At 70.2% G+C, this 21,510-nt stretch carries 22 protein-coding genes; 12 read left to right on the top strand and 10 right to left on the bottom strand.

Annotation, left to right across the window (positions count from 1 at the left end; genetic code table 11):
• Nucleotides 1-6: 6 nt before the first annotated feature.
• Both cydB and AC067A_RS12255 read right to left on the bottom strand, forming a co-directional pair.
• A complete protein-coding gene (gene cydB / locus AC067A_RS12250) occupies nucleotides 7-1,008 on the bottom strand; it encodes a cytochrome d ubiquinol oxidase subunit II (protein WP_478618197.1) in 1,002 nt (333 codons plus the stop codon).
• An 18-nt stretch (nucleotides 1,009-1,026) separates the two neighbouring features.
• On the bottom strand, nucleotides 1,027-2,535 hold the full coding sequence (locus tag AC067A_RS12255) for a cytochrome ubiquinol oxidase subunit I (protein ID WP_478618199.1): 1,509 nt from the start codon (nucleotides 2,533-2,535) through the stop codon (nucleotides 1,027-1,029).
• Nucleotides 2,536-2,734: 199 nt separating this feature from the next.
• Here AC067A_RS12255 and AC067A_RS12260 point away from each other — a divergent pair, with 199 nt between their 5' ends.
• Entirely contained in the window at nucleotides 2,735-3,115 is a 381-nt protein-coding gene (locus tag AC067A_RS12260) for a cyclophilin-like fold protein (protein ID WP_478618202.1), read from the top strand.
• Nucleotides 3,116-3,130: 15 nt separating this feature from the next.
• Here AC067A_RS12260 and hisC read toward each other — a convergent pair whose 3' ends face one another.
• Entirely contained in the window at nucleotides 3,131-4,228 is a 1,098-nt protein-coding gene (gene hisC, locus AC067A_RS12265) for a histidinol-phosphate transaminase (RefSeq protein ID WP_478618205.1), read from the bottom strand.
• Nucleotides 4,229-4,607: 379 nt separating this feature from the next.
• Here hisC and AC067A_RS12270 point away from each other — a divergent pair, with 379 nt between their 5' ends.
• The 3 genes from AC067A_RS12270 to AC067A_RS12280 all read left to right on the top strand — a co-directional run bounded on the left by AC067A_RS12270 (nucleotide 4,608) and on the right by AC067A_RS12280 (nucleotide 8,294).
• Nucleotides 4,608-5,714 carry a LacI family DNA-binding transcriptional regulator gene (locus AC067A_RS12270; RefSeq protein ID WP_478618207.1) on the top strand — a complete coding sequence of 369 codons (1,107 nt, stop codon included), beginning with the start codon at nucleotides 4,608-4,610 and terminating at the stop codon, nucleotides 5,712-5,714.
• A gap of 319 nt (nucleotides 5,715-6,033) precedes the next feature.
• Complete coding sequence (locus AC067A_RS12275) at nucleotides 6,034-7,458, top strand: metallophosphoesterase (RefSeq protein WP_478618776.1); 1,425 nt, start codon at nucleotides 6,034-6,036, stop codon at nucleotides 7,456-7,458.
• A 161-nt stretch (nucleotides 7,459-7,619) separates the two neighbouring features.
• Complete coding sequence (locus tag AC067A_RS12280) at nucleotides 7,620-8,294, top strand: hypothetical protein (protein ID WP_478618210.1); 675 nt, start codon at nucleotides 7,620-7,622, stop codon at nucleotides 8,292-8,294.
• A gap of 62 nt (nucleotides 8,295-8,356) precedes the next feature.
• Here AC067A_RS12280 and thiC read toward each other — a convergent pair whose 3' ends face one another.
• Entirely contained in the window at nucleotides 8,357-10,141 is a 1,785-nt protein-coding gene (gene thiC / locus AC067A_RS12285) for a phosphomethylpyrimidine synthase ThiC (protein ID WP_478618213.1), read from the bottom strand.
• Between the two features lie 199 nt (nucleotides 10,142-10,340).
• On the opposite strand from thiC, the gene AC067A_RS12290 reads away from it, so the two are divergent.
• Nucleotides 10,341-11,765, top strand: a complete 1,425-nt coding sequence (locus AC067A_RS12290; RefSeq protein WP_478618216.1) for a YibE/F family protein — start codon at nucleotides 10,341-10,343, stop codon at nucleotides 11,763-11,765.
• A gap of 41 nt (nucleotides 11,766-11,806) precedes the next feature.
• Here AC067A_RS12290 and AC067A_RS12295 read toward each other — a convergent pair whose 3' ends face one another.
• The 4 genes from AC067A_RS12295 to AC067A_RS12310 all read right to left on the bottom strand — a co-directional run bounded on the left by AC067A_RS12295 (nucleotide 11,807) and on the right by AC067A_RS12310 (nucleotide 14,219).
• A complete protein-coding gene (locus tag AC067A_RS12295) occupies nucleotides 11,807-12,247 on the bottom strand; it encodes an SsgA family sporulation/cell division regulator (RefSeq protein WP_478618779.1) in 441 nt (146 codons plus the stop codon).
• Nucleotides 12,248-12,385: 138 nt separating this feature from the next.
• Nucleotides 12,386-13,156: an IclR family transcriptional regulator gene (locus AC067A_RS12300; RefSeq protein WP_478618219.1), complete on the bottom strand. Its 771-nt coding sequence runs from the start codon at nucleotides 13,154-13,156 to the stop codon at nucleotides 12,386-12,388.
• A 238-nt stretch (nucleotides 13,157-13,394) separates the two neighbouring features.
• Nucleotides 13,395-13,613 (bottom strand): DUF5326 family protein, encoded by a 219-nt coding sequence (locus tag AC067A_RS12305; RefSeq protein WP_478618221.1) that lies wholly within the window; start codon nucleotides 13,611-13,613, stop codon nucleotides 13,395-13,397.
• A gap of 288 nt (nucleotides 13,614-13,901) precedes the next feature.
• On the bottom strand, nucleotides 13,902-14,219 hold the full coding sequence (locus AC067A_RS12310) for a cupin domain-containing protein (RefSeq protein ID WP_478618224.1): 318 nt from the start codon (nucleotides 14,217-14,219) through the stop codon (nucleotides 13,902-13,904).
• A 50-nt stretch (nucleotides 14,220-14,269) separates the two neighbouring features.
• On the opposite strand from AC067A_RS12310, the gene AC067A_RS12315 reads away from it, so the two are divergent.
• The 5 genes from AC067A_RS12315 to AC067A_RS12335 all read left to right on the top strand — a co-directional run bounded on the left by AC067A_RS12315 (nucleotide 14,270) and on the right by AC067A_RS12335 (nucleotide 17,925).
• Nucleotides 14,270-14,647 carry a phage holin family protein gene (locus AC067A_RS12315; protein ID WP_478618227.1) on the top strand — a complete coding sequence of 126 codons (378 nt, stop codon included), beginning with the start codon at nucleotides 14,270-14,272 and terminating at the stop codon, nucleotides 14,645-14,647.
• Between the two features lie 9 nt (nucleotides 14,648-14,656).
• Nucleotides 14,657-15,148 carry a low molecular weight protein-tyrosine-phosphatase gene (locus tag AC067A_RS12320; protein ID WP_478618781.1) on the top strand — a complete coding sequence of 164 codons (492 nt, stop codon included), beginning with the start codon at nucleotides 14,657-14,659 and terminating at the stop codon, nucleotides 15,146-15,148.
• Entirely contained in the window at nucleotides 15,145-16,284 is a 1,140-nt protein-coding gene (locus AC067A_RS12325; RefSeq protein WP_478618230.1) for a cystathionine gamma-lyase, read from the top strand. Before AC067A_RS12320 ends, AC067A_RS12325 begins: the two co-directional genes overlap by 4 nt.
• Before the next feature lie 229 nt (nucleotides 16,285-16,513).
• Entirely contained in the window at nucleotides 16,514-17,410 is an 897-nt protein-coding gene (locus tag AC067A_RS12330) for a LysR family transcriptional regulator (protein WP_478618233.1), read from the top strand.
• 35 nt (nucleotides 17,411-17,445) lie between these two features.
• Complete coding sequence (locus tag AC067A_RS12335) at nucleotides 17,446-17,925, top strand: NUDIX domain-containing protein (RefSeq protein ID WP_017240427.1); 480 nt, start codon at nucleotides 17,446-17,448, stop codon at nucleotides 17,923-17,925.
• On the opposite strand, the gene AC067A_RS12340 is transcribed toward AC067A_RS12335, so the two are convergent.
• Nucleotides 17,926-19,161 carry a globin domain-containing protein gene (locus tag AC067A_RS12340; RefSeq protein WP_478618236.1) on the bottom strand — a complete coding sequence of 412 codons (1,236 nt, stop codon included), beginning with the start codon at nucleotides 19,159-19,161 and terminating at the stop codon, nucleotides 17,926-17,928.
• A gap of 106 nt (nucleotides 19,162-19,267) precedes the next feature.
• A complete protein-coding gene (locus AC067A_RS12345) occupies nucleotides 19,268-19,921 on the bottom strand; it encodes an HAD family hydrolase (RefSeq protein WP_478618239.1) in 654 nt (217 codons plus the stop codon).
• A 102-nt stretch (nucleotides 19,922-20,023) separates the two neighbouring features.
• Here AC067A_RS12345 and AC067A_RS12350 point away from each other — a divergent pair, with 102 nt between their 5' ends.
• Nucleotides 20,024-20,887: a GNAT family N-acetyltransferase gene (locus tag AC067A_RS12350; RefSeq protein WP_478618242.1), complete on the top strand. Its 864-nt coding sequence runs from the start codon at nucleotides 20,024-20,026 to the stop codon at nucleotides 20,885-20,887.
• 146 nt (nucleotides 20,888-21,033) lie between these two features.
• Nucleotides 21,034-21,492 carry a MarR family winged helix-turn-helix transcriptional regulator gene (locus AC067A_RS12355; protein WP_478618244.1) on the top strand — a complete coding sequence of 153 codons (459 nt, stop codon included), beginning with the start codon at nucleotides 21,034-21,036 and terminating at the stop codon, nucleotides 21,490-21,492.
• The last annotated feature ends 18 nt before the right edge of the window (nucleotides 21,493-21,510 follow it).

Genomic DNA, 21,510 nt, shown 5'->3' on the forward strand with positions numbered 1-21,510 from the left:
GCCCCTCTAGTGAGCGTCGGCGATGTGCTGCGTACCGATGCGCTTACGGAACACCCAGTAGGTCCAGCTCTGGTAGAGCAGCACCAGCGGGGTCGCGATCGCCGCGCACCAGGTCATGATCTTCAGCGTGTACGGGCTCGACGACGCGTTCGTCACGGTAAGGCTCCACGCGGGATCGAGCGAAGAGGGCATGACGTTCGGGAAGAGCGCCAGGAAGAGCATCGCCACGGCGGCGGCGATCGTCACGCCCGAGAGCGCGAAGGACCAGCCCTCACGGCCCGCCCTGATCGCGCCGATCGCGCCGACGAGGGCCACCACGGCGACCAGCATCGCCACGAGGCTCCAGCCGTCTCCCGTGTCGACCTGGGTCCAGGTCAGGAAGGCGAGCGCGAGCACCGCCGTCACCAGACCCAGCTTGAGCGCGAGCGCCCGTGCCCGGACCCGGATGTCCCCCACCGTCTTCAGCGCGGCGAAGACCGCGCCGTGGAAGGTGAACAGGGTGAGCGTGACCAGGCCGCCGAGGAGCGCGTACGGGTTGAGCAGGTCCCAGAAGCCGCCGACGTACTCCATCTCCGCGTCGATCTTCACGCCCCGGACGATGTTGCCGAAGGCCACGCCCCAGAGGATCGCCGGGATGAGCGAGGTCCAGAAGATGGCCTGCTCCCAGTTGCGCTGCCAGTTCTCCTCGGGCCGCTTCGCCCGGTACTCGAAGGCGACGCCCCGGACGATCAGGCAGACCAGGATGATCAGCAGCGGCAGGTAGAAGCCGGAGAACAGCGTCGCGTACCACTCGGGGAACGCGGCGAAGGTCGCGCCGCCGGCGGTCAGCAGCCACACCTCGTTGCCGTCCCAGACGGGTCCGATGGTGTTGATGAGGACCCGCTTCTCGGCCCGGTCGCGGGCGAGCAGCTTGGTGAGGACGCCGACCCCGAAGTCGAAGCCCTCGAGGAAGAAGTAGCCGATCCAGAGGACGGCGATGAGTACGAACCAGACGTCGTGGAGTTCCATGCCTCGATCTCCTGAGCCTCAGTACGAGAAGGCCATGGGGCGGTCGGGGTCACGAGAGTCCCCGCCGATCCTGGTGGGCGGGTTGAGGTCGTCCTCGGTGAGCTCGGGCGGTCCCGCCTTCACGTACTTGACGAGGAGCTTGACCTCGATGACGGCGAGAATCGCGTAGAGCGTGGTGAAGACGATCATCGAGGTGAGCACCTCGCCCTGGGAGACGCCGGGGGAGACGGCGTCCCGGGTGCGCAGCACGCCGTAGACGACCCACGGCTGCCGGCCCATCTCCGTGAAGATCCAGCCCCAGGAGTTGGCGATCAGCGGGAACGCCATGGTCCAGAAGGCGGTGATCCAGTACCACTTGCCCAGGCGGGGGCTGAGCGCCTTCCGCTTGAACAGGACCAGGTTCGGCACCTCGTCCTCCCCGGTCCGCAGCCCCGGTGCCAGCATGAACTTCTTCCGGGTCAGCCAGAGGCCGAGCATCCCCAGGCTCAGCGAGGCCATGCCGAAGCCGATCATCCAGCGGAAGCCCCAGTACGCGACCGGGATGTTGGGCCGGTAGTCGCCGGGCCCGAACTTCTCCTGCTCGGCCTTGTTGACGTCGTTGATGCCGGGGACGTACGAGCTGAAGTCGTCGTTGGCGAGGAAGGACAGCAGGCCGGGGATCTCTACGGCCACCGAGTTGTGGCCCTTCTCGACGTCGCCGTAGGCGAAGATCGAGAAGGGTGCGGGGGCCTCTCCGTCCCAGAGCGCCTCGGCGGCGGCCATCTTCATCGGCTGCTGCTTGAACATGACCTTGCCGAGCAGGTCACCGCTGACGGCGGTGCCGAGGCCGGCGATGATCAGGGTGATCAGGCCGAGCCGCAGCGAGGTCCGCATCACCGGGATGTGCTTCTTCCGCGCCAGGTGGAAGGCGGAGATGCCGACCATGAACGCCCCGCCGACCAGGAAGGCCGCCGTCATGGTGTGGAAGAACTGGGTGAGCGCGGTGTTCTGGGTGAGCACCAGCCAGAAGTCGGTGAGCTCGGCCCGGCCGCGCTCGGCGTTGATGCGGTAGCCCACCGGGTGCTGCATCCAGGAGTTCGCCGCCAGGATGAAGTACGCGGAGAGGATCGTGCCGATCGACACCATCCAGATGCAGGCGAGGTGGATCCTCTTCGGCAGCTTGTCCCAGCCGAAGATCCACAGACCGATGAAGGTCGACTCGAAGAAGAAGGCGATGAGCGCCTCGAAGGCGAGCGGGGCACCGAAGATGTCGCCGACGAAGCGCGAGTAGTCGGACCAGTTCATGCCGAACTGGAACTCCTGCACGATGCCGGTGACGACTCCCATGGCGATGTTGATCAGGAAGAGCTTGCCCCAGAACTTCGTCGCCCTGAGGTACTTCTCCTTCCCGGACCGCACCCACGCCGTCTGGAGACCGGCGGTGAGGGCGGCGAGGGAGATCGTCAGGGGGACGAAGAGGAAGTGGTAGACGGTGGTGATGCCGAACTGCCAGCGCGCCAGAGTCTCTGGCGCCAGAGCGAGGTCCACGTCCTTCTCCTTACATCGCCGTGATCAATCGGCAGCATGCCCCTTTCCTCCCCATGTTTTCGGGAGAAAAGGGGTGCTTGTGAACGCGTTCACATTCACAAGCAATATTATTGCTCATACGAAATCCGTATCTGTCACGGGGGGCTATGTCATGGGTCACCCCTTCCCTCGGCCTTCAACATATTGTTGAATCCCGGGCATGACCCTTCGGATACGCATCGTCTGGCCGGCCGGACACACCACGGCCACCCTTGAGGAGACCCCCACGAGCAGCGCGCTCGCGAGAGCCCTCCCGATCTCCTCCACCGCCCGGACCTGGGGCGAGGAGGTCTACTTCGACACCCCGGTCTCCGCCGCCGTCGAGGGCGGAGCTCGCCAGGTCGTCGACCCCGGCACCGTGGCCTTCTGGACCGAGGGCGACGCCCTCGCCCTCCCCTACGGCCCCACCCCGATCTCGCGGGGTGACGAGTGCCGGCTCGCGAGCCCCTGCAACCTGCTGGGCTCGCTCGACGGCGATCCGCGGATCCTGGCCACCGTCAGGGACGGCGACCCGATCCGCGTGGAACGCGTCGCGGACTGATCCGCTCCGGCTCGGTCACCCCTCCTTGCGGAAGCCCTCCGCCACCTTCAGGAACAGGTCGTTCGCCTCGGTCTCACCGATCGTGACGCGCACGCCCTCGCCCGCGAACGGCCGCACCACCACACCGTGCCGCTCGCACTCCGCCGCGAAGTCCACCGTGCGCTCGCCGAGCCGCAGCCAGACGAAGTTCGCCTGGGTGTCCGGCACGGTCCAGCCCTGGGCCACGAGCCCCGCGTGGACCCGCGCCCGCTCGGCCACCAACGAGCCGACCCGCCCGAGCAGTTCGTCCTCGGCCCGCAGCGAGGCCACCGCGGCGTCCTGCGCCAGCTGGCTCACGCCGAACGGCACCGCCGTCTTGCGCAGCGCCGCCGCCACCGGCTCGTGGGCGATCGCGAAGCCGACCCGCAGCCCCGCCAGGCCGTACGCCTTGGAGAAGGTGCGCAGCACGGCGACGTTCGGCCGGTCGCGGTACAGCTCGATGCCGTCCGGGACGTCGGCGTCGCGGACGAACTCGCGGTACGCCTCGTCGATCACGACCAGCACGTCGGAGGGCACCCGGTCGAGGAACCGCTCCAGCTCCGCCCGGCGGACCGCGGTGCCGGTCGGGTTGTTGGGGTTGCAGACGAAGATCAGCCGCGTCCGGTCGGTGATCGCCTCCGCCATCGCGTCGAGGTCGTGCACCTCGCCCTCGGTCAGCGGCACCTGCACCGAGGTGGCCCCGCTGATCTGCGTGATGATCGGGTACGCCTCGAAGGAGCGCCAGGCGTAGATCACCTCGTCGCCCGGGCCCGAGGTGGCCTGGAGGAGGGACTGCGCGACGCCGACCGAGCCGGTGCCGGTGGCCAGGTGCGAGACGGGCACGCCGAAACGGTCCGCCAGCTCCTCCATCAGGCCCGTGCAGGCCATGTCCGGGTAGCGGTTGAAGTTCGCGGCGGCCGCCAGCGTGCTCTCCATGACCCCCGGCAGCGGCGGGTAGGGGTTCTCGTTGGACGACAGCTTGAAGGCCACCGGACCGCCCGCGGCGGCCGGCTTGCCCGGCTTGTAGGTGGGGACGCCGTCCAGCTCGGCGCGCAGCTTCGGGCTGCCCGTACTCGTCCCGCTGGTCTCGCTCACTGTGTGGCCTCCTCGACCGTCCGTACCGCCAATACTCCTCACCTTAAGAGGATTCGCCCCCGCTGCGAATGGCCTGTGGACAACAGGAGGGACACGCTGTGGACACGCGACGCCCCGGGGGGAGCGCGCGGCTGGGTGGCGTGCGCCGGTGGCGGGCGCCGTAGCGCGCATCCCCCGTAGAGGTGAGTTGAGACCTCTTCGAGACCTCACCCCCTCACCAGGCGTACGCCATTCGAGAACCCCAGGTCTCATGACGAAGACCTGAACTACCTTGGATTCCAAGTCTCTTGACGGTTTTTGATCATGCAGAAACGTGCCTGTCAACGCTTGCATATGCGGCCGTCCCAACCGACCCTCATCGCCCTACTATCGGCTCGCCATGACAGCAGCAGGGAAGCACCAGGTGAGCCGGGCACAGACCCGGGGAAGCCGGCAGGGCCGGGCGGGCATCCGGGACGTCGCCGCCGCCGCCGGGGTCTCCATCACGACTGTCTCCGACGCGCTCAACGGCAAGGGCCGACTCCCGGACGCCACCCGCCGCCACGTGCGCGAGGTCGCCGACCGGCTGGGCTACCGCCCGTCCGCGGCCGCCCGCACGCTCCGCACGGGCAAATCGGGACTCATCGGCCTGACCGTGACGACGTACGGGGATGAACCTTTCACCTTCACCGAATTCGCGTACTTCGCGGAGATGGCCAGAGCCGCCACATCGGCAGCACTCGCCCGGGGCTACGCCCTGGTCATCCTCCCCGCCACCTCCCGCCATGACGTCTGGTCGAACGTCGCCCTCGACGGCACCGTCGTCATCGACCCCTCCGACCACGACCCGGTCGTCACGGAACTGGTCCGCCAGGGCCTGCCCGTCGTCTCCGACGGACGCCCCGCCGGCACCCTTCCGGTCACCGCCTGGGTCGACAACGACCACGAAGCCGCCGTCCTCGACCTGCTCGACCACCTCGCCGACGCCGGCGCCCGCCGCATCGGTCTCCTCACCGGAACCACCACCGACACGTACACCCGCCTGTCCACCACCGCGTACCTGAACTGGTGCGAGCGGGTGGGCCAGGACCCCGTCTACGAGGCCTATCCGGCGCACGACCCGTGCGCGGGCGCCGTCGCGGCCGACCGGCTGCTCGCCCGCCCGGACCGGCCCGACGCCGTGTACGGCCTCTTCGACCCCAACGGAACCGACCTCCTCGCCGCCGCGCGCCGCTACGGGCTGCGCGTCCCGGACGACCTGCTGCTGGTCTGCTGCAGCGAGTCGACCGTCTACGCCACCACCGAACCGCCCATCACGACGCTCTCGCTCAAACCCCGCCGCATCGGCACCGCCGTCGTCCAGCTCCTCATCGACGCCATCGAGGGGACCGACACCGACGGCCCGGTGGAGCAGGTGATACCGACCGAACTCATCATCCGCACCTCCTCGCAGCGCCGTTCGCCACGCACGACCGTCAGCCCGCCACGCTCACCCGCGAACGACTGACCACGCGGGGACCGACCCGCCCGGCGCGCCGCCGTCCCCGCCCCTGCCCGTGGGCAGGGGCGGCGAAACCGGCCGCCACACCGGTCCAACCCTGGACTAGACCTTCTCAATTCGGGCGAAACGACCGGTGAACCCGGAGTGGACCCGGATTCATCACCCCTGGTGCGTCACACAGGAGGACCCTCATTCCTATGATGGGCGCACGACATCGTGGACCACCCCGACCAGGCCGGGCCGCGATGTGCAGGGCATCGCGACGGTGGTGGAGGGGTCGATGACTCAGGGGGCCGGGCAGGAGCCCGTGGCGCGCACGGCGACATTGCGTGACTTCCGCGTACCGCCGTACGCCCGGGTACCCGTACAGGGGCATGCCGCCGAGCCGCCGGCCAACGAGCCGATGCCGCTACCGGCGCCGCCCGGCACTCCCCCCGCCGAGCCGCCGGTCGCCGCCGGTCAGTCGGCTCCCGCCGGGCAGTCCGCCTCCGCCGGGCAGTCCGCTCCCGTGGAGCCGCCCGCTCCCGTCGAGCGCCGGCTGTCCCACCCGTCCGGACAGGTACCGCGCGTCGCGCCCGGGCCGACCCGGTTCGTCCTGGGCGAAGCCGTGCCGCTCGAAGCCGTACCGATCACCCCCGCGGCCCCGTCCGCCGCCCCCACCACGCCCGCCGCCCCCACCGCGCCCATGCCCGCCGAACCGACGCTCCAGCTGGGCCGCCGCATCGCCCCCGCGTACCCCGCCGCGACCGGCTCCTCGATCGTCTCCGTCGCCACCGGCCACCCCGGCAACGCCTTCCCCGAGGACGAACTGCCCGAGGGGTACACGCCGACCGAGCGCGACCTCCCCGTCATCCAGCGCGGTGACACCCTCCAGGTCCCCGTCGTCACCCCCGAGGCCGCGAGCGAGCCCGCTCCCGCCGGCGGCGAGGGCCCGGGACCGCTGTTCGTCGTGGGCGACGTCCACGGCTACCTCGACGAACTCGTCGCCGCCCTGCGCGCGCAGGGCCTCATCGACGAGAACGGCAGCTGGTCCGCGGGCAACGCACGCCTCTGGTTCCTCGGCGACTTCACCGACCGCGGACCCGACGGCATCGGCGTCATCGACCTCGTCATGCGGCTCTCCGCCGAGGCCGCCGCCGCCGGCGGCTACTGCAAGGCCCTCATGGGCAACCACGAGCTGCTCCTCATCGGCGCCAAGCGCTTCGGCGACACCCCCGTCAACTCCGGCGCGGGCACCGCCACCTTCCAGGCGGCCTGGCTGCTCAACGGCGGCCAGAAGCACGACATGGACCGCCTCCAGGACGTCCACCTCCAGTGGATGTCCCGCCTGGACGCCGTGGTCCGGGAGGACGACCACCTCCTCCTGCACTCCGACACCACCGCGTACCTCGAATACGGCGAGACCATCGAGGACGTCAACGACACGGTCCACGAGATCCTCAACCGGAACGACGCCGACGAGGTCTGGGACGTGTTCCGGAAGTTCACCAAGCGCTTCGCCTTCCGTGACGAGGGCGGCCCGCAGGCCGTCCAGGAACTGCTCGCGACCTACGGCGGCCACCGGATCGTGCACGGCCACAGCCCCATCCCGTACCTCCTCGGACAGGTCGGCACGGAGGAGGGCGAGGGAGGCGGAGGCCCGATCGTCGACGGACCGCACGTCTACGCCGACGGCCTCGCCATCGCCATGGACGGCGGAGTGACCATGGCCGGAAAGCTATTGGTCGTCCAACTCCCCCTGAACGGCTGACGCATAACCCTGCGCATCCGAAGAAGTCGAATTCCGGAAACACCCTGTCAGGCTGTGGCGTCACCGCAATACCATCGGGTTCATCCGTAGCAGGCTCTCCTCCGTTTCCGCCCGACCGGCCGTCTCACCACGGCTGATCCGGGCCTACGGAGCATCGGGGGATGCACATGAACGTGGCTCCGCACCTGCTGACCGAGGATCGCGCCGAGTACGAGCGGGTCCTCGACGACGCACTGAACACCGCCCACGCACGTCCGGATCTCGCCGGAGTCGGCACCCGGCTCACCGTCGCCCAGCTGCGCTCCATGACGCTGAACGCGACAGCGCTGGTCACCACCGCGGCGTCGAGCGAGTACGACCACTTCGTCAAGGTCCGCGAACAGAAACGCACGGCCGTCGGGGCCCGGACACCCTCCCCGTACGACCGCGACCGTCCCGGTCCCGGTCCCGGCGCGGGCGTCGTCGCGATCCTCACCGTGCTGGTGCCGGTCCTCGCGGGCGCGGCCGCCGTCATCTTCCTACTGGTCGGCGCGGTCCTGCACGCCGTCGCCCCCACCGTGGCGTTCGGCGCCACCCTCCTGACGGCCGGACTCGTCTTCGGCACCGTCGCCGCCGGCGGTCTGCTCTGCGCGGCCGCCGGGCTCCTCCTGACGGCCCTGCGCAACAGCCCGACCGAGGTCAGCGCGGCCGGCCCGCCCCCGGACGACGAACTCTCGCTCGCCCGCGAGGCCTGGCGTCACGCCCTCCTCGAACGCGGCATCCTGCCGTTCCTCCGAGACGCCCTCGCGGCCACCACGCCCCCGGAGCCGCCCGTCCCCCGGCCGGACGGGACCTGAGAGACGACGAGACCGGCCCGCGACTCCCCCGTGGGTCGCGGGCCGGTCTCCGCAGCCGGGGCTCAGTCGGCCAGCGGCAGGTAGACGCGGTTGCCGCTCGCCGCGAACTCGGCGGACTTCTCCGCCATGCCGGCCTCGATCTCCTGCTGCGTGCCGCCGTGCTCACGCCGGATGTCCTGGGAGATCTTCATCGAGCAGAACTTCGGACCGCACATCGAGCAGAAGTGCGCGGTCTTCGCCGGCTCGGCCGGCAGCGTCTCGTCGTGGAACTCCCGCGCGGTGACCGGGTCGAGCGCCAGGTTGAACTGGTCCTCCCAGCGGAACTCGAACCGCGCGTCCGAGAGCGCGTCGTCCCACTCCTGCGCGCCCGGGTGCCCCTTGGCGAGGTCCGCCGCGTGAGCCGCGATCTTGTACGTGATGACGCCCGTCTTCACGTCGTCGCGGTTGGGCAGGCCCAGGTGCTCCTTGGGCGTGACGTAGCAGAGCATCGCCGTGCCCCACCAGGCGATCATGGCCGCGCCGATGCCCGAGGTGATGTGGTCGTACGCGGGCGCCACGTCCGTGGTGAGCGGGCCGAGCGTGTAGAACGGCGCCTCCTCGCAGATCTCCTGCTGGAGGTCGATGTTCTCCTTGATCTTGTGCATCGGGACGTGGCCCGGGCCCTCGATCATGGTCTGCACGTTGTGGCGCTTGGCGATCGTGTTCAGCTCGCCCAGCGTCCTGAGCTCCGCGAACTGCGCCTCGTCGTTGGCGTCCGCGATCGAGCCGGGACGCAGACCGTCGCCGAGCGAGTAGGTGACGTCGTACGCCGCCAGGATCTCGCAGAGCTCCTCGAAGTTCGTGTAGAGGAAGTTCTCCTCGTGGTGCGCCAGACACCAGGCGGCCATGATCGAGCCGCCGCGCGAGACGATGCCGGTCTTGCGGCGCGCGGTGAGCGGCACGTACGGCAGGAGCACGCCGGCGTGCACCGTCATGTAGTCGACGCCCTGCTCGGCCTGCTCGATGACGGTGTCCTTGTAGATCTCCCAGGTCAGCTCCTCGGCCTTGCCGTCGACCTTCTCCAGGGCCTGGTAGAGCGGCACGGTGCCGATCGGCACGGGGGAGTTGCGCAGCACCCACTCGCGGGTGGTGTGGATGTTGCGGCCGGTGGACAGGTCCATGACCGTGTCGGCGCCCCACTTGGTCGCCCAGGTCATCTTCTCCACCTCCTCCTCGATGGAGGAGGTGACGGCGGAGTTGCCGATGTTGGCGTTGACCTTCACCAGGAACCGCTTGCCGATGATCATCGGCTCGATCTCCGGGTGGTTCACGTTCGCCGGCAGCACGGCGCGGCCCGCGGCGATCTCCTCCCGTACGACCTCGGGGGTGACGTTCTCGCGGAGGGCGACGTACTCCATCTCCGGGGTGATCTCGCCCCGGCGGGCGTACGCCAGCTGCGTCACCGCCTGGCCGTCACGGCCCCGGCGCGGCAGGCGCGGGCGGCCGGGGAAGACGGCGTCGAGGTTCTTCAGCCCGCCGCCGCGCGGCGACGTGTGCTTGATGCCGTCGTCCTCGGGGCGGACCGGACGGCCCGCGTACTCCTCGGTGTCACCGCGCGAGATGATCCAGTTCTCGCGCAGCGGCGGCAGGCCGCGGCGGACGTCGGTGTCGATGGTGGGGTCGGTGTACGGGCCGGACGTGTCGTACAGCGTCACGTCCTTGCCGTTGGTGAGGTGCACCTGACGGACCGGCACCCGGAGGTCGGGGCGCGAACCCTCGATGTATCCCTTGTGCCAGCCCGGCGTGCGCTGCTGGTCGGCAGGCTGGTTCTGGTCGGAGGCAGGCGTGCGTGCGTCCTGAATGGTCATGAGACCGATCTCCCTACGCCGGCATTACCCGGTAACAGGTTCGGCGGTCGGCGCAGCCTCCTCCCGTACGTGTGTACGGTGATCAGCGCCCTCTCAGCCCGGTGCTCCGAGCTCCCGCGTGTGCAAAGGTGCCACCACGCTAGCGTCATTCCTGGCGTGCTGAACAGTGGGCCACCGCCGTTCTTGCGATGATCGGCCGGTGACTTCCCCCCAGCAGACCCCCGAGCCGCACGGCCACGCCCACGGTCACGGCCACGGAACGGGCCGTGATCCAGGCCCTTCCCACGGCCGTGACCAGGCGTCCGGCAACGGCCCCGGCCCGTCCCACGGGCACAGCCACAGCCACGGCCCCGCCGCCCCCGTCTCACGGCACCTGCGCAAGGTCATCGCCGCCGTCCTGATTCCGTTCGCCACCGCCGTCCTGGTCGGGCTCGTGGTCCTGTGGCCGGGCGGCACCCCGGCGCACGAGCGCACCGGAGTCGGCTTCGACCGGCAGACCGAGCAGGGCACGGTCGTCTCCGTCGAGCAGGTCGACTGCAAGACCGTGAACGCCGCCCAGGTCCCACCGACCGGGGACACCTCCACCCCGGAGGGGCGCGAGGCGGTCAACGCCCAGCAGGGAGAGTGCGCGAAGGCGACCATCGAGGTCACCAGCGGGGCGGAGAAGGGGCGCACGTTCGTCGAGATCGTGCAGCCCGACGCCCCGCGCCAACTGCGTGAGGGGCAGGGCGTGGTGGTGGCGTACGCCCCCGACGCCCCGCGCGACCTGCAGTACTCGGTGACGGATGTGAACCGCAAGCTGCCGATGGCGCTGCTCGCCGGCATCTTCGCCGTCGCGGTGGTGGTGGTCGGCCGGATGCGCGGGGTCATGGCGCTGATCGCGCTGGCCGTGAGCTTCCTGGTGCTGACGTTCTTCATCCTGCCGGCGATCCTGCAGGGGTCGAATCCACTGGTCGTCGCGGTGGTCGGATCGAGCGCGATCATGCTGGCCGCGCTCTACATGTGCCACGGTCTGTCGGCCCGGACCTCGGTCGCGGTGCTCGGCACCCTGGTCTCACTGCTGCTGATCGGTCTGCTCGGGTCGCTCTTCATCGGCTGGGCCTCGCTGAGCGGCAACACCGACGACTACACCGGTCTGATCCACGGGCTGTACCCGGAGATCGACATGTCCGGTCTCCTCCTCGCCGGAATCATCATCGGTTCGCTCGGCGTGCTCGACGACGTCACGGTGACCCAGACCTCGGCGGTCTGGGAGCTGCACCAGGCCGATCCGCGCATGGGGCCGCGGGGGCTGTACCGCGCCGGGATCCGGATCGGCCGCGACCACATCGCCTCGGTGGTGAACACGCTGGTGCTGGCCTACGCGGGTGCCGCCCTCCCGCTGCTGCTGCTCTTCTCGATCGCGCAGAGCAGCATGGGGACGGTGGCCAACAGCGAGCTGATCGCCCAGGAGATCGTGCGGACGCTGGTCGGTTCGATCGGTCTGGTCGCCTCCGTGCCGATCACCACGGCACTGGCGGCGCTGGTGGTCTCCGCCGACCGGGCGGACGCCGACGACCGACAGGGCAACGGCGGCCGCAAGGCCGTGGCGGCACGGGGTGGACGGCGCCGTCGCGCCAAGTGAGCGCGCGGGACGGGCCTCGTCGCAGGGCCGGGCCTGATTCCCTACGCGGGGCCGGCGTTCTCCTCGGCGAGGATGCGGCCGAGGGCGGCCTCCAGGTTGTCCTCGAAGTCGCCGAGTGTCCGTTCCTGACCGAGCGGAACGAGCTTGTCCGTACGGTCGAGGAAGGCGACCAGCGGCGGCGCGCTGGCCCGGAACAGGGCCCGGTCGCCGCCGACCTGGAGCCGGATGGAGACGTCCGACAGCCCCTCGGGCTCGGTCGGCGCGATGTGCACGTCGCCGTCCCCGCTCGGCCGGTTGATCCCGTCGAGCAGTAGTTCCCTGCCGAACGCCCAGGTCACAGGAGCGTCTCCGGGGAGGTGGAAGGTCATCCGCACCGCGTAAGGATCCCGGGACTCGTATCGCAGCTCGACCGGGATCTTGAAGGAGAGCTCCTCGGAGACGAGGAAGCTCATCAGGACCTCGGCCTGAACCGACTCTCGCATCATGTACCCCGCAGTAGATGAAGCAGTTGTGTAAACACAGCTGCTGAAAGCTGTGACCGAAACGGCCAGGAATGATCCCCCATGGCCCTCTTGACGCAATCGTGCTGTACGGGATAGCAGATCACAAGGAGTGATTTTTCAGATACTGATAGAGAAAGCGAGCGAACTGAAGAGGCGCCCGATCTCGGTACGTAGTCGTTCGACTGCTGGGAGCAACCGTTCTTCCTGGTGGAGGGGGAGGGAAATGGCCATGGCGCCCGCGGCGGAGCCCGCCGTGATGGGGATCGCGGCACAGACCGTGCCGAGCGCATATTCCTGACGCTCCACCAGGGGCTCCATTCGCCCCAAACCACCCAAACGTTCCAAAAGCACGCTTCGGTTACGCACCGTGTACGGAGTGATGGATTCCACGGGATGGCGGTCAAGGTGGTCTTGACGAGATCTCAGATCGAGTTGGCTCAGCAGACACTGCCCGATCGCATGGGCGTGCGCGGTCTCACGGAAGTCGGCCCACTCCTCCACCGCGGGAGCGGAAGGAGTGTCGGCGACGGCGACGAGCTCGATCTCGCCCTCGCGGTAGAGGGCGAAGTAGACGGGTACACCGATCTCGTCCCGCCAGCGGGCAAGGGAGTCTTCGATCTTGATGCGACGATTCTGCACATCTCCGCCGCCGGCCAGTCGGACGGCGGCGTCGCCCAGGACGAACACACCCTTCTCGCGACGTAGATAGCCTTCGTGCGTCAGGGTGCGGAGCAGGTGGTACGTGGTGGGAAGCGGGAGGCCCGTCTCCCGGGCGAGCTGTTTGGCCGGAGCGCCGTCCGCGTGGGAGGCGACGGCCTCCAGAAGTCTCAGCGCCCGCTGCACCGAGCCGATCAGGGTAGGCGCAGCCGTCTGCGTAGCCGTGGCCAAAGGTCACCCCCAGGCGTGACGACGGATGCAGTGCACCCGCCCGCGGGGGCCGCCCCCGCGCGCCCGCCGGGCCAGGGAAAACCGCTGGTCAGTACAGGGGTCTACGCCCGTAGTCCCCAACACGGCGGAGAGGTTCCACTCTAGTGGCAGCCCTTGGGCCCATGCCCTGATTCGACCAGTGCGTTCCCCCGCGCGGGCTAATCCCCACCATCGGCCTCTTACTGATCAGTAGCTCGTGCTACCAGTCCTCTTTCGAGCCGGTGGAGGAGCTGAACTTCCGTACGACGTAGATCAGTCCGGCGACCAGCGCGGCGAAGAGCAGCACCTTGAAGAGCAGTCCGACCACGAAGGCCAGGACGCTCGTGATCAGCCCGCCGAAGACGAACAGGGCCAGAGCGGGTATCGCGACCCACTTCACCCACCAGGGCATCCCCGCGAGAATCTCCTGTACGGCCATCGTCCCTACCTCGCTCTCGAAGATCCGTCGGCGCCCTCCGCGCCGAACATCCTCAAGGCTAGGGGCCGGGAAAGTCCCACGGGGGCCCCGCGGCCCCCGCTCTCCCCTGATCCGCCCCCTAGGGGGTGCCGTGCGATCAGGCCGGGCGATCCACCCCCCAGGGGGGTGCCGGGCCGATCCGGCCGGGCCGATCCGGCCGGGCCGATCGAGCCGTGCCGATCAGGCCGGGCCGCCCCGCCCGAGCCGGCCGGCCCGAGCGGCTCGGGCCGGCAGCTCCTCGGACGCCCGTCAGCTCTCCGGCGGGGAGAAGACCACCATCACCCGCAGGTCCTCGCTGATGTGGTGGAACCTGTGCTCGACCCCGGCCGGCACATAGACCACGCTGCCGCGCGCCACCTGCGTCGTCTCCGCCCCGACGGTGATCGACGCCCGGCCGCTCACCACGAAGTACACCTCGTCCTGGCCGTGCGGCTGCTGCGGGTCGAGCGCCCCGGCGTCCAGCGCGTACAGGCCCACCGACATGTTCCGCTCGCGCAGGAACTGGAGGTACGCGCCGTCGTTGGCGGCACGCTCCGCCTCCAGCTCGTCCAGTCGGAATGCCTTCATCGTCCGTCCGCCCCTGCCTCGGCCCGATCATCTCTGCCACGATCAGACACATGAAGAATTTCGTAGTCAAGACGCTCGCCAACGCGGGCGCCCTGGGAGTCGCCATCTGGCTGCTCCAGGACATCACCCTCACCGGTGACAGCACCGGCAAGAAGGCCCTGACCCTCATTCTCGTCGCCCTGGTCTTCGGGGTCGTGAACGTCCTGGTCAAGCCGATCGTCAAGCTGCTGACGCTGCCCCTCTTCATCCTGACCCTCGGTCTGATCACCCTCGTGGTCAACGCCCTGATGCTGCTGCTCACGTCCTGGCTGGCCGAGCAGCTCGACCTCAGCTTCCACGTGGAGGGCTTCTGGACGGCCGTCCTGGGCGGCCTGATCATCTCCGTCGTCTCGTGGGCGCTGAACGTCGTGCTCCCCGACGGTGACTGAGTGGCGGCCATGACCTACCGCGTCTGCTTCGTCTGCACGGGCAACATCTGCCGTTCGCCGATGGCCGAGCACGTCTTCCGCCGCCAGGTGGAGGAGGCCGGCCTGGACGGGACGGTGGAGGTCGACAGCGCGGGCACCGGAGGCTGGCACGAGGGCGACGGCGCCGACCCCCGCACGGTCGCGGTGCTCGAGGAGAACGGCTACACCTCCGCGCACGTCGCCCGTCAGTTCCGGGCCTCCTGGTTCCCCGCCCTCGACCTGGTGATCGCGCTCGACGAGGGCCACCTGCGGGAGCTCCGGGCCCTGGCCCGCACCCCCGAGGAGGCGGCCCGGATACGGCTGCTGCGGTCGTACGACCCGGCCGTCCGGGGCGGGCTCGACGTCCCGGACCCTTACTACGGGGGCCGCGAAGGCTTCGAGGAGTGCCTGGAGATGGTGGAGGCGGCGAGCGGAGGCCTGCTCGCCGCCGTCCGCGCGGAACTGGAGGAGCGGACAGCATGAACGACAGCGCATACGGCGACGGCACGCGCGCGGTACGGGCCGGGCTGCCCGAGCCCGTGAAGTACGAACCGACCCTGCCGGGACCGGTCTTCGCCGCCCACTTCCACCTGCCCGGCGAGCCGACCGGCGGGTACGCGTACGGCCGCGACGAGAACCCCACCTGGACCCACCTCGAGCGGGCGATCGGCGAACTGGAGGCCCCGGGGGAGGAGGGCGTCGAGACGCTGGTCTTCGCCTCCGGCATGGCGGCGATCTCGGCCGTCCTCTTCTCCCAGCTGAAGGCCGGCGACGCGGTCGTCATGCCGACCGACGGATACCAGGCCCTGCCGCTGCTGCACGAGCAGCTGAGGGCGTACGGCACCGAGGTCCGCACCGCGCCGACCGGCGGCGACGGCCAACTGGCCGCGCTCGACGGGGCCCGGCTGCTGTGGCTCGAGACCCCGTCCAACCCCGGCCTCGACGTCTGCGACATCCGCCGTCTGGTGGGGGAGGCGCACGCCGCGGGAGCGCTCGTGGCCGTGGACAACACCCTCGCCACCCCGCTCGGCCAGCGGCCCCTCGCGCTGGGGGCGGACTTCTCCGTCGCCAGTGACACCAAGGGCCTGACCGGTCACGGCGACGTCCTGCTCGGTCACGTCAGCTGCCGCGACCCCCTGCGGGCCTCGGAGGTAAGGCGCTGGCGCAAGATCGTCGGAGCGATTCCCGGGCCCATGGAGGCCTGGCTCGCCCACCGTTCGCTGGCCACGCTCCAGCTGAGGATCGACCGGCAGTGCTCCACCGCGCTGTCGCTCGCGCAGGCGCTGGCCGGACGCGCGGACGTGTCCGGACTGCGCTACCCGGGGCTGCCCGACGACCCGTCGCACGCGGTGGCCGCCCGGCAGATGCGGCGCTTCGGCCCGGTGGTCTCGTTCGAGCTGGCGGACCGGAAGCGGGCCGAGCGGTTCCTGGAGGAACTGCGGCTCGTCGACGACGCCACCAGCTTCGGCGGTGTGCGCTCCACCGCCGAGCGGCGCGGACGCTGGGGCGGGGACGCGGTCGCGGAGGGCTTCATCCGGTTCTCGGTGGGTGCCGAGGATCCGGAGGACCTGATCGGCGACGTCCTGCGGGCTCTCGACGAGGCCGGCGCCGCGGGCTGATCACCCGCCGCAGGACGACGGAACGAGGCGCTCCGAACCTCCCCCCTCGTGGCTCGGAACGCCTCGGTTCCAGGCGCGGAGACCGCTCGAACAAGGCTAGTTGACTGTGCGTCAGTGTCCAATCACGGTAGCGACAGGGGCCTATCGACTTATTTATAGTTGGACGGTCCTGAGGCGCAGTCAGCCGACCGCCTGAGTCGCACGGCCGCACGGCCGGGAGGGGGCGGGCATGGATCTGTCCCTGCTGCGCACGTTCGTCGCGGTGCACCGGGCGGGCTCCTTCACGCGTGCCGCCGCGCTCCTGGGGCTCTCCCAGCCGGCCGTCACCAGCCAGATCCGGACTCTGGAACGGCAGCTGGGGAGACCGCTCTTCCTGAGGCAGGCGCGTGGCGTCACCCCGACCACCATCGGCGACGAGCTGGCCCACCGCGCCGCGCCCCACCTGGACGCCCTGGTCGAGATAGCCGAGACCGGTCTCGACGAGCGGGGCGGCGGCCGCACCCTCCATGTCGCCGGCCCTCCGGAGTTCACCGCCCTCCGCGTGCTGCCCGCGCTCACCCCGCTGCTCGCCCAGGGGCTCGCCGTGCGGGCCTCGTTCCTCGGCAACACCGAGGAGATCCTCGACGGTCTCGCCGCCGGCCACCACGACCTGGCCGTCACCACCGCCCGTCCCCGTGGCGGCCTGCTCGCCTCCACCCCGCTCTGCGACGAGGAACACGTCCTGGTCGCCGCGGAACCCTGGGCATCCCGTCTCTCCCCCGAGATGCTGCTCGGCGAGGGTTCGGTGGTCCTGGAACAGCTCCCGGTGGTCGAGGTGCACGAATCGCTGCCGTTCTTCTCCCGCTACTGGGCCGCGGTCTTCGACGGCAAGCCCGCGGCCGTCGCGACCGTGATAGCCCCCGATCTGCGGGCCGTCCGGGATTCCGCCGTCTCCGGTGCCGGTCTGGCCGTCCTGCCGCGCTATCTGTGCGAGGAGGATCTGGCGGCGGGGCGGCTCGTGGCGCTGCTCGATCCCCCGGTCCCTCCCCTGCGGACCTACTTCCTCGTCGCGCGCACGGGCACTCCGGCGCTGCCCCCGCTCGCGCGGGCCCACGAGGAGCTGTTGCGCGCCGCGGCGGACTGGTGAGTTTCAGGGCACCCTGAACGGGCCATTTTCTTCCCATGAACGAACGGCCCGTGATCAAACGCACCGCACGCGCCATCCTGCTGGACGGGGACGACCTCATCCTCATCAAGCGCACCAAGCCGGGGATGGACCCCTACTGGCTCACGCCCGGTGGCGGCGTGGAGCCCTCCGACACCACCGTCGTCCAGGCCCTGCACCGCGAGGTGCACGAGGAACTCGGAGCCAAGATCACCGACGTGGTGCCCTGTTTCGTCGACACCGTCGAGCACATCGTCGACGGCGGGGTCTCGGGGGTGAAGGTCCAGCACTTCTTCGTGTGCCGGCTCGACTCCATGGACACCTCGCTGCGCCACGGCCCCGAGATGGACGAACCGGTCGGCGAGTACGAGATCGTCCGGGTGCCCTTCAGCCGGGTCGGCATCGCCGCCGTGCACCTCGTGCCCCTCTCCCTGCGCCACTACCTCGACGGGAACATCGAGGGCGTCCGCGCGATGCACGCCCCCGACCTGGGCTGATCAGCCCGTGGCCACCGGGGTCAGTTCGGTCAGGAAGTCATGGCGGATGCGCTCCGACGGGACCCCCGCCCCGCGCAGCGCGTCCACGCCCTGGCGGACCATGCCGAGCGGGCCCGAGAGATAGGCGTCGCATTCGTTCCAGGGGCCGTAGCGGCAGACGGCTTCCGGCAGCCGCCCCTGCTCCTCGGTGACCGGGTGGACGGACAGCCAGGGGAAGGTCTTCTGGAGCCGCAGCATCGTGTCGATGTCGTAGAGGTCGTGGTCGTGGCGCGCCCCGTAGAAGACGTCGACGGGACGCCGGTCACCGTGCTCGGCCACGTCCTCGACCAGGGCCTTGATCGGGGCTATCCCGGTGCCGCCGCCCAGGCAGAGCAGACCGCTGTCCGTGGCGTGGTCGACCGTCATGGAACCCGCGGGCGGACCGAGGCGCAGGACGTCGCCGGGGCGGGCCCGGTGGACCAGTGCGTTGGACACCCAGCCGGCCGGGATCGCCTTCACGTGGAGGGACAGCAGCCCGTCGGGCCGGGGCGCCGAGGCGAAGGAGTAGTGACGCCAGATCCGGGGCCACCAGGGCGTCTCCAGCGTCGTGTACTGGCCCGCGAGGAACGGGTACGGCTGGTCGGGCCGGAGCGTCACGACGGCGACGTCCGGGGTGCGCAGGTCGTGGGAGACCACCTCCGCGTGCCACCAGGCGGGGGCGGTCTGCTCGTTCTCCGCCGCCGCGTCGATCATGATCTGGGAGATCGTCGTGTACGTGCGCACCCAGGCGGCCTCGGTCGCCTCGTCCCAGGTCCCCGTCGCGTACCGGACGAGCGCCCCGATGAGGGCCTCGCCGACGGCCGGGTAATGAGCCGCCTGGGTGCCGTACTTGCGGTGCCCCCGGCCGAGGTTCTGGAGGTACGCGGTGAGGACCGGCGCGTCGTCCATGTGCTCGGCAGCGGTCAGGATCGCCTTCAGGAGCCGGTCCCGCTGGGTGTCCATGGCCGCGGGGAACATCTCGCGCAGCTCGGGGTTCCGGACGAAGAGCAGGGCGTAGAAGTACGAGGTCACCTTGTCGGCGATCGGCGCGATCTCCGACAAGGTGCGGCGGACGAGCAGGGCGTCGGCGGAGGCTCCCCCCGTTATCGGGGGTTCCTTCCCGTCCGCCTCCGGTTCACCGCCGGGCTCGTACGCCGCCCCCGGCTCGATGCGGTCCGCGTGCTCTGCGGCCGCCGTGGTGGTCGGAGCATCCATCATGTGCCTCGCCCTCGCGCTGACCGGCTTTCGTGCTCGCAGCATGAACCCCCGGTCGACCACGTGGGACGGAAAGCGGTGTTCTCGGGCCATAGAGCCGGGTTTCTGGCTAAGCTGCGCTGTTTCGCACCAGGGCGTACGCCTCGCGCAGGTCCCCTCCGGTGTAGCTGTGGCGGGACAGTCCGGCGAGATGGTGGTCCGCGTTCACGGCCACGGTGTGGGGCACGCGCGCGAAGAGCGCGGCGTCGGACATCGAGTCCCCGTACGCGACGCAGTCCGCCGGTTCCACGCCGTACCCGGCGCAGAGCTCCCGTGCGATCCGCACCTTCGCCGCCGCGTCGAGGATGCCGGGCCGGTGGATGGGCTCGCGGAAGGGGACGGACGGCCACGCCGAGCCGTGCACGGTGTCGGCCCCCCATCCCAGCAACCGCTCGACGAAGAAGTCGGGCGAGAGCGAGATGACGGCGCAGAGGTCGCCCCTGGCCCGGATGTCAGCCCAGACCTCCCGGATCCCGGCCAGCCACGGGGCTCCCTCGAACGCCGCCGCCACCTGCTCCAGCGTGAGCTCGGCCCAGAGGTCCCGGGCCCGCACCGCGAACTCGTCCGGCATGAGGCCTTGCAGGAAACCCTGCTCGAGGACGCCGATCTCCTCGACGAGACCCAGTTGCCGGGAGATCTCCACCGCGGCGGCCGACCCGCGGATCAGGGTGCCGTCGAGGTCGAAGAGGTGCAGTCGCCGCGTGGAGGGTTTCACGTGAAACATCGTCCGACGTGCCACGAGGGAGAGGCAACAGCCCTTCCCGGCATCGGCCGGATCCGGTAAAGCGGTGGACGGAAGATCGCCGCTTCGGACAGCCTGAAAGGTATGCCGACTTCCCCCACCCCCCTCGCACAGCTCCCCGTCCGGCGCCTCACCTCGGACGACCTCCTCGCCTGCTCCGACCTCTCCGAGAACCGGGGATGGCCGCGCGAGGAACACAAGTGGGGTCTCCTGCTCATGGCGGGCACCGGGTACGGGATCGACGACCCGGCCGGCCCGGGACTGCTCGCCTGCTGTGTGGTCACGTCGTACGGCCCCGGGCTCGCGGCCATCGGCATGGTGCTCGTCGCCGAGCGGTACGCACGCCAGGGCGTCGGACGCCGGCTCATGCGACACGTCCTGGCGGAGGCCGGCGACACCCCGCTCACCCTGCACGCGACACCGAACGGACAACCCCTGTACGAGGAGCTCGGTTTCACGGAGACGAGCCGGGCGGAGATGGTGCGCGGGCGTTTCACGTTCACCACGCCCGCCCCCGCCGTCCCGGTCCGTCCCGCGACGGCGGAGGACCTCCAGGCGATCCTGCGCCTCGACCGCGAGGTCTTCGGCCTGGACCGTACGGCCCTCATCACCCGGCTCCCCGCCTTCGCGGACCATCTCCGGGTCGCCGAGGAGAACGGCGAGATCACGGGCTTCGCGGCGGCCTGGCCGAACATGGACACCCATGTCGTCGGCCCCCTGATCGCCCGCGATCCCGGCACGGCCAAGGCTCTGATCGCCTCGCTCGCCGCAGCCACGGACCGGCCCCTGCGCACGGACATCGATGTGCGCCACACGACCCTGCTGAGCTGGGTGAAGGAGAACGGCATCGATCCGATCGCCTTCAACTCGGTGATGGTCCGGTCCGTACCCGACCTTCCCGGCGACTGGAGCCGGCGTTTCGCACCGCTGACGGTCGCGGCCGGATAGGTCCCGGCGGGCCGCACTCCCCCCGCCGGCCCGACCCTCCGGGAGTCGGCGGGACAGATTTACTTGCACACGCGCATTATTGCGCCGCATCGTTTACGCTGGTCGAGAGCCGCGCTCCGGCGCTGAGGAGAGACCGAGGAGAGACCATGACCGCCACGGACCCCGCACTGACCGCGCTCTCGCAGCGCTGGTGCGCCCTCTCCCTGCTCCACGGCCGGATCGAGTCCCACCTCGAGCGCGCCTTGGAGACCGGGCACGGACTGAGCGTGCGGGAGTACTCGCTCCTCGACGTCCTCAGCCGCCAGCACAGCGGCCCCGGCGGCCACCTCCAGATGAAACAGGTGGCCGACGCCGTCGTGCTCAGCCAGAGCGCCACCACCCGGCTCGTCACCCGGCTCGAGGACCGCGGCCTGCTCACCCGGTACCTCTGCGCCACCGACCGGCGCGGGATCTACACCGATGTCACCGAGGCCGGCCTGAAGCTTCTCGAAGAGGCCCGCCCCACCAACGACAGCGCCCTGCGCCAGGCCCTCGACGAGGCGGCGAAGAATCCGGAGCTCGCCCCGCTGGTCCAGGTCGTGGAGGGCGCGGGCGTCCCTGCCTGAGCCGGCGGAAGGACCGTA

The organism is Streptomyces sp. NPDC043176, from assembly GCF_056436715.1.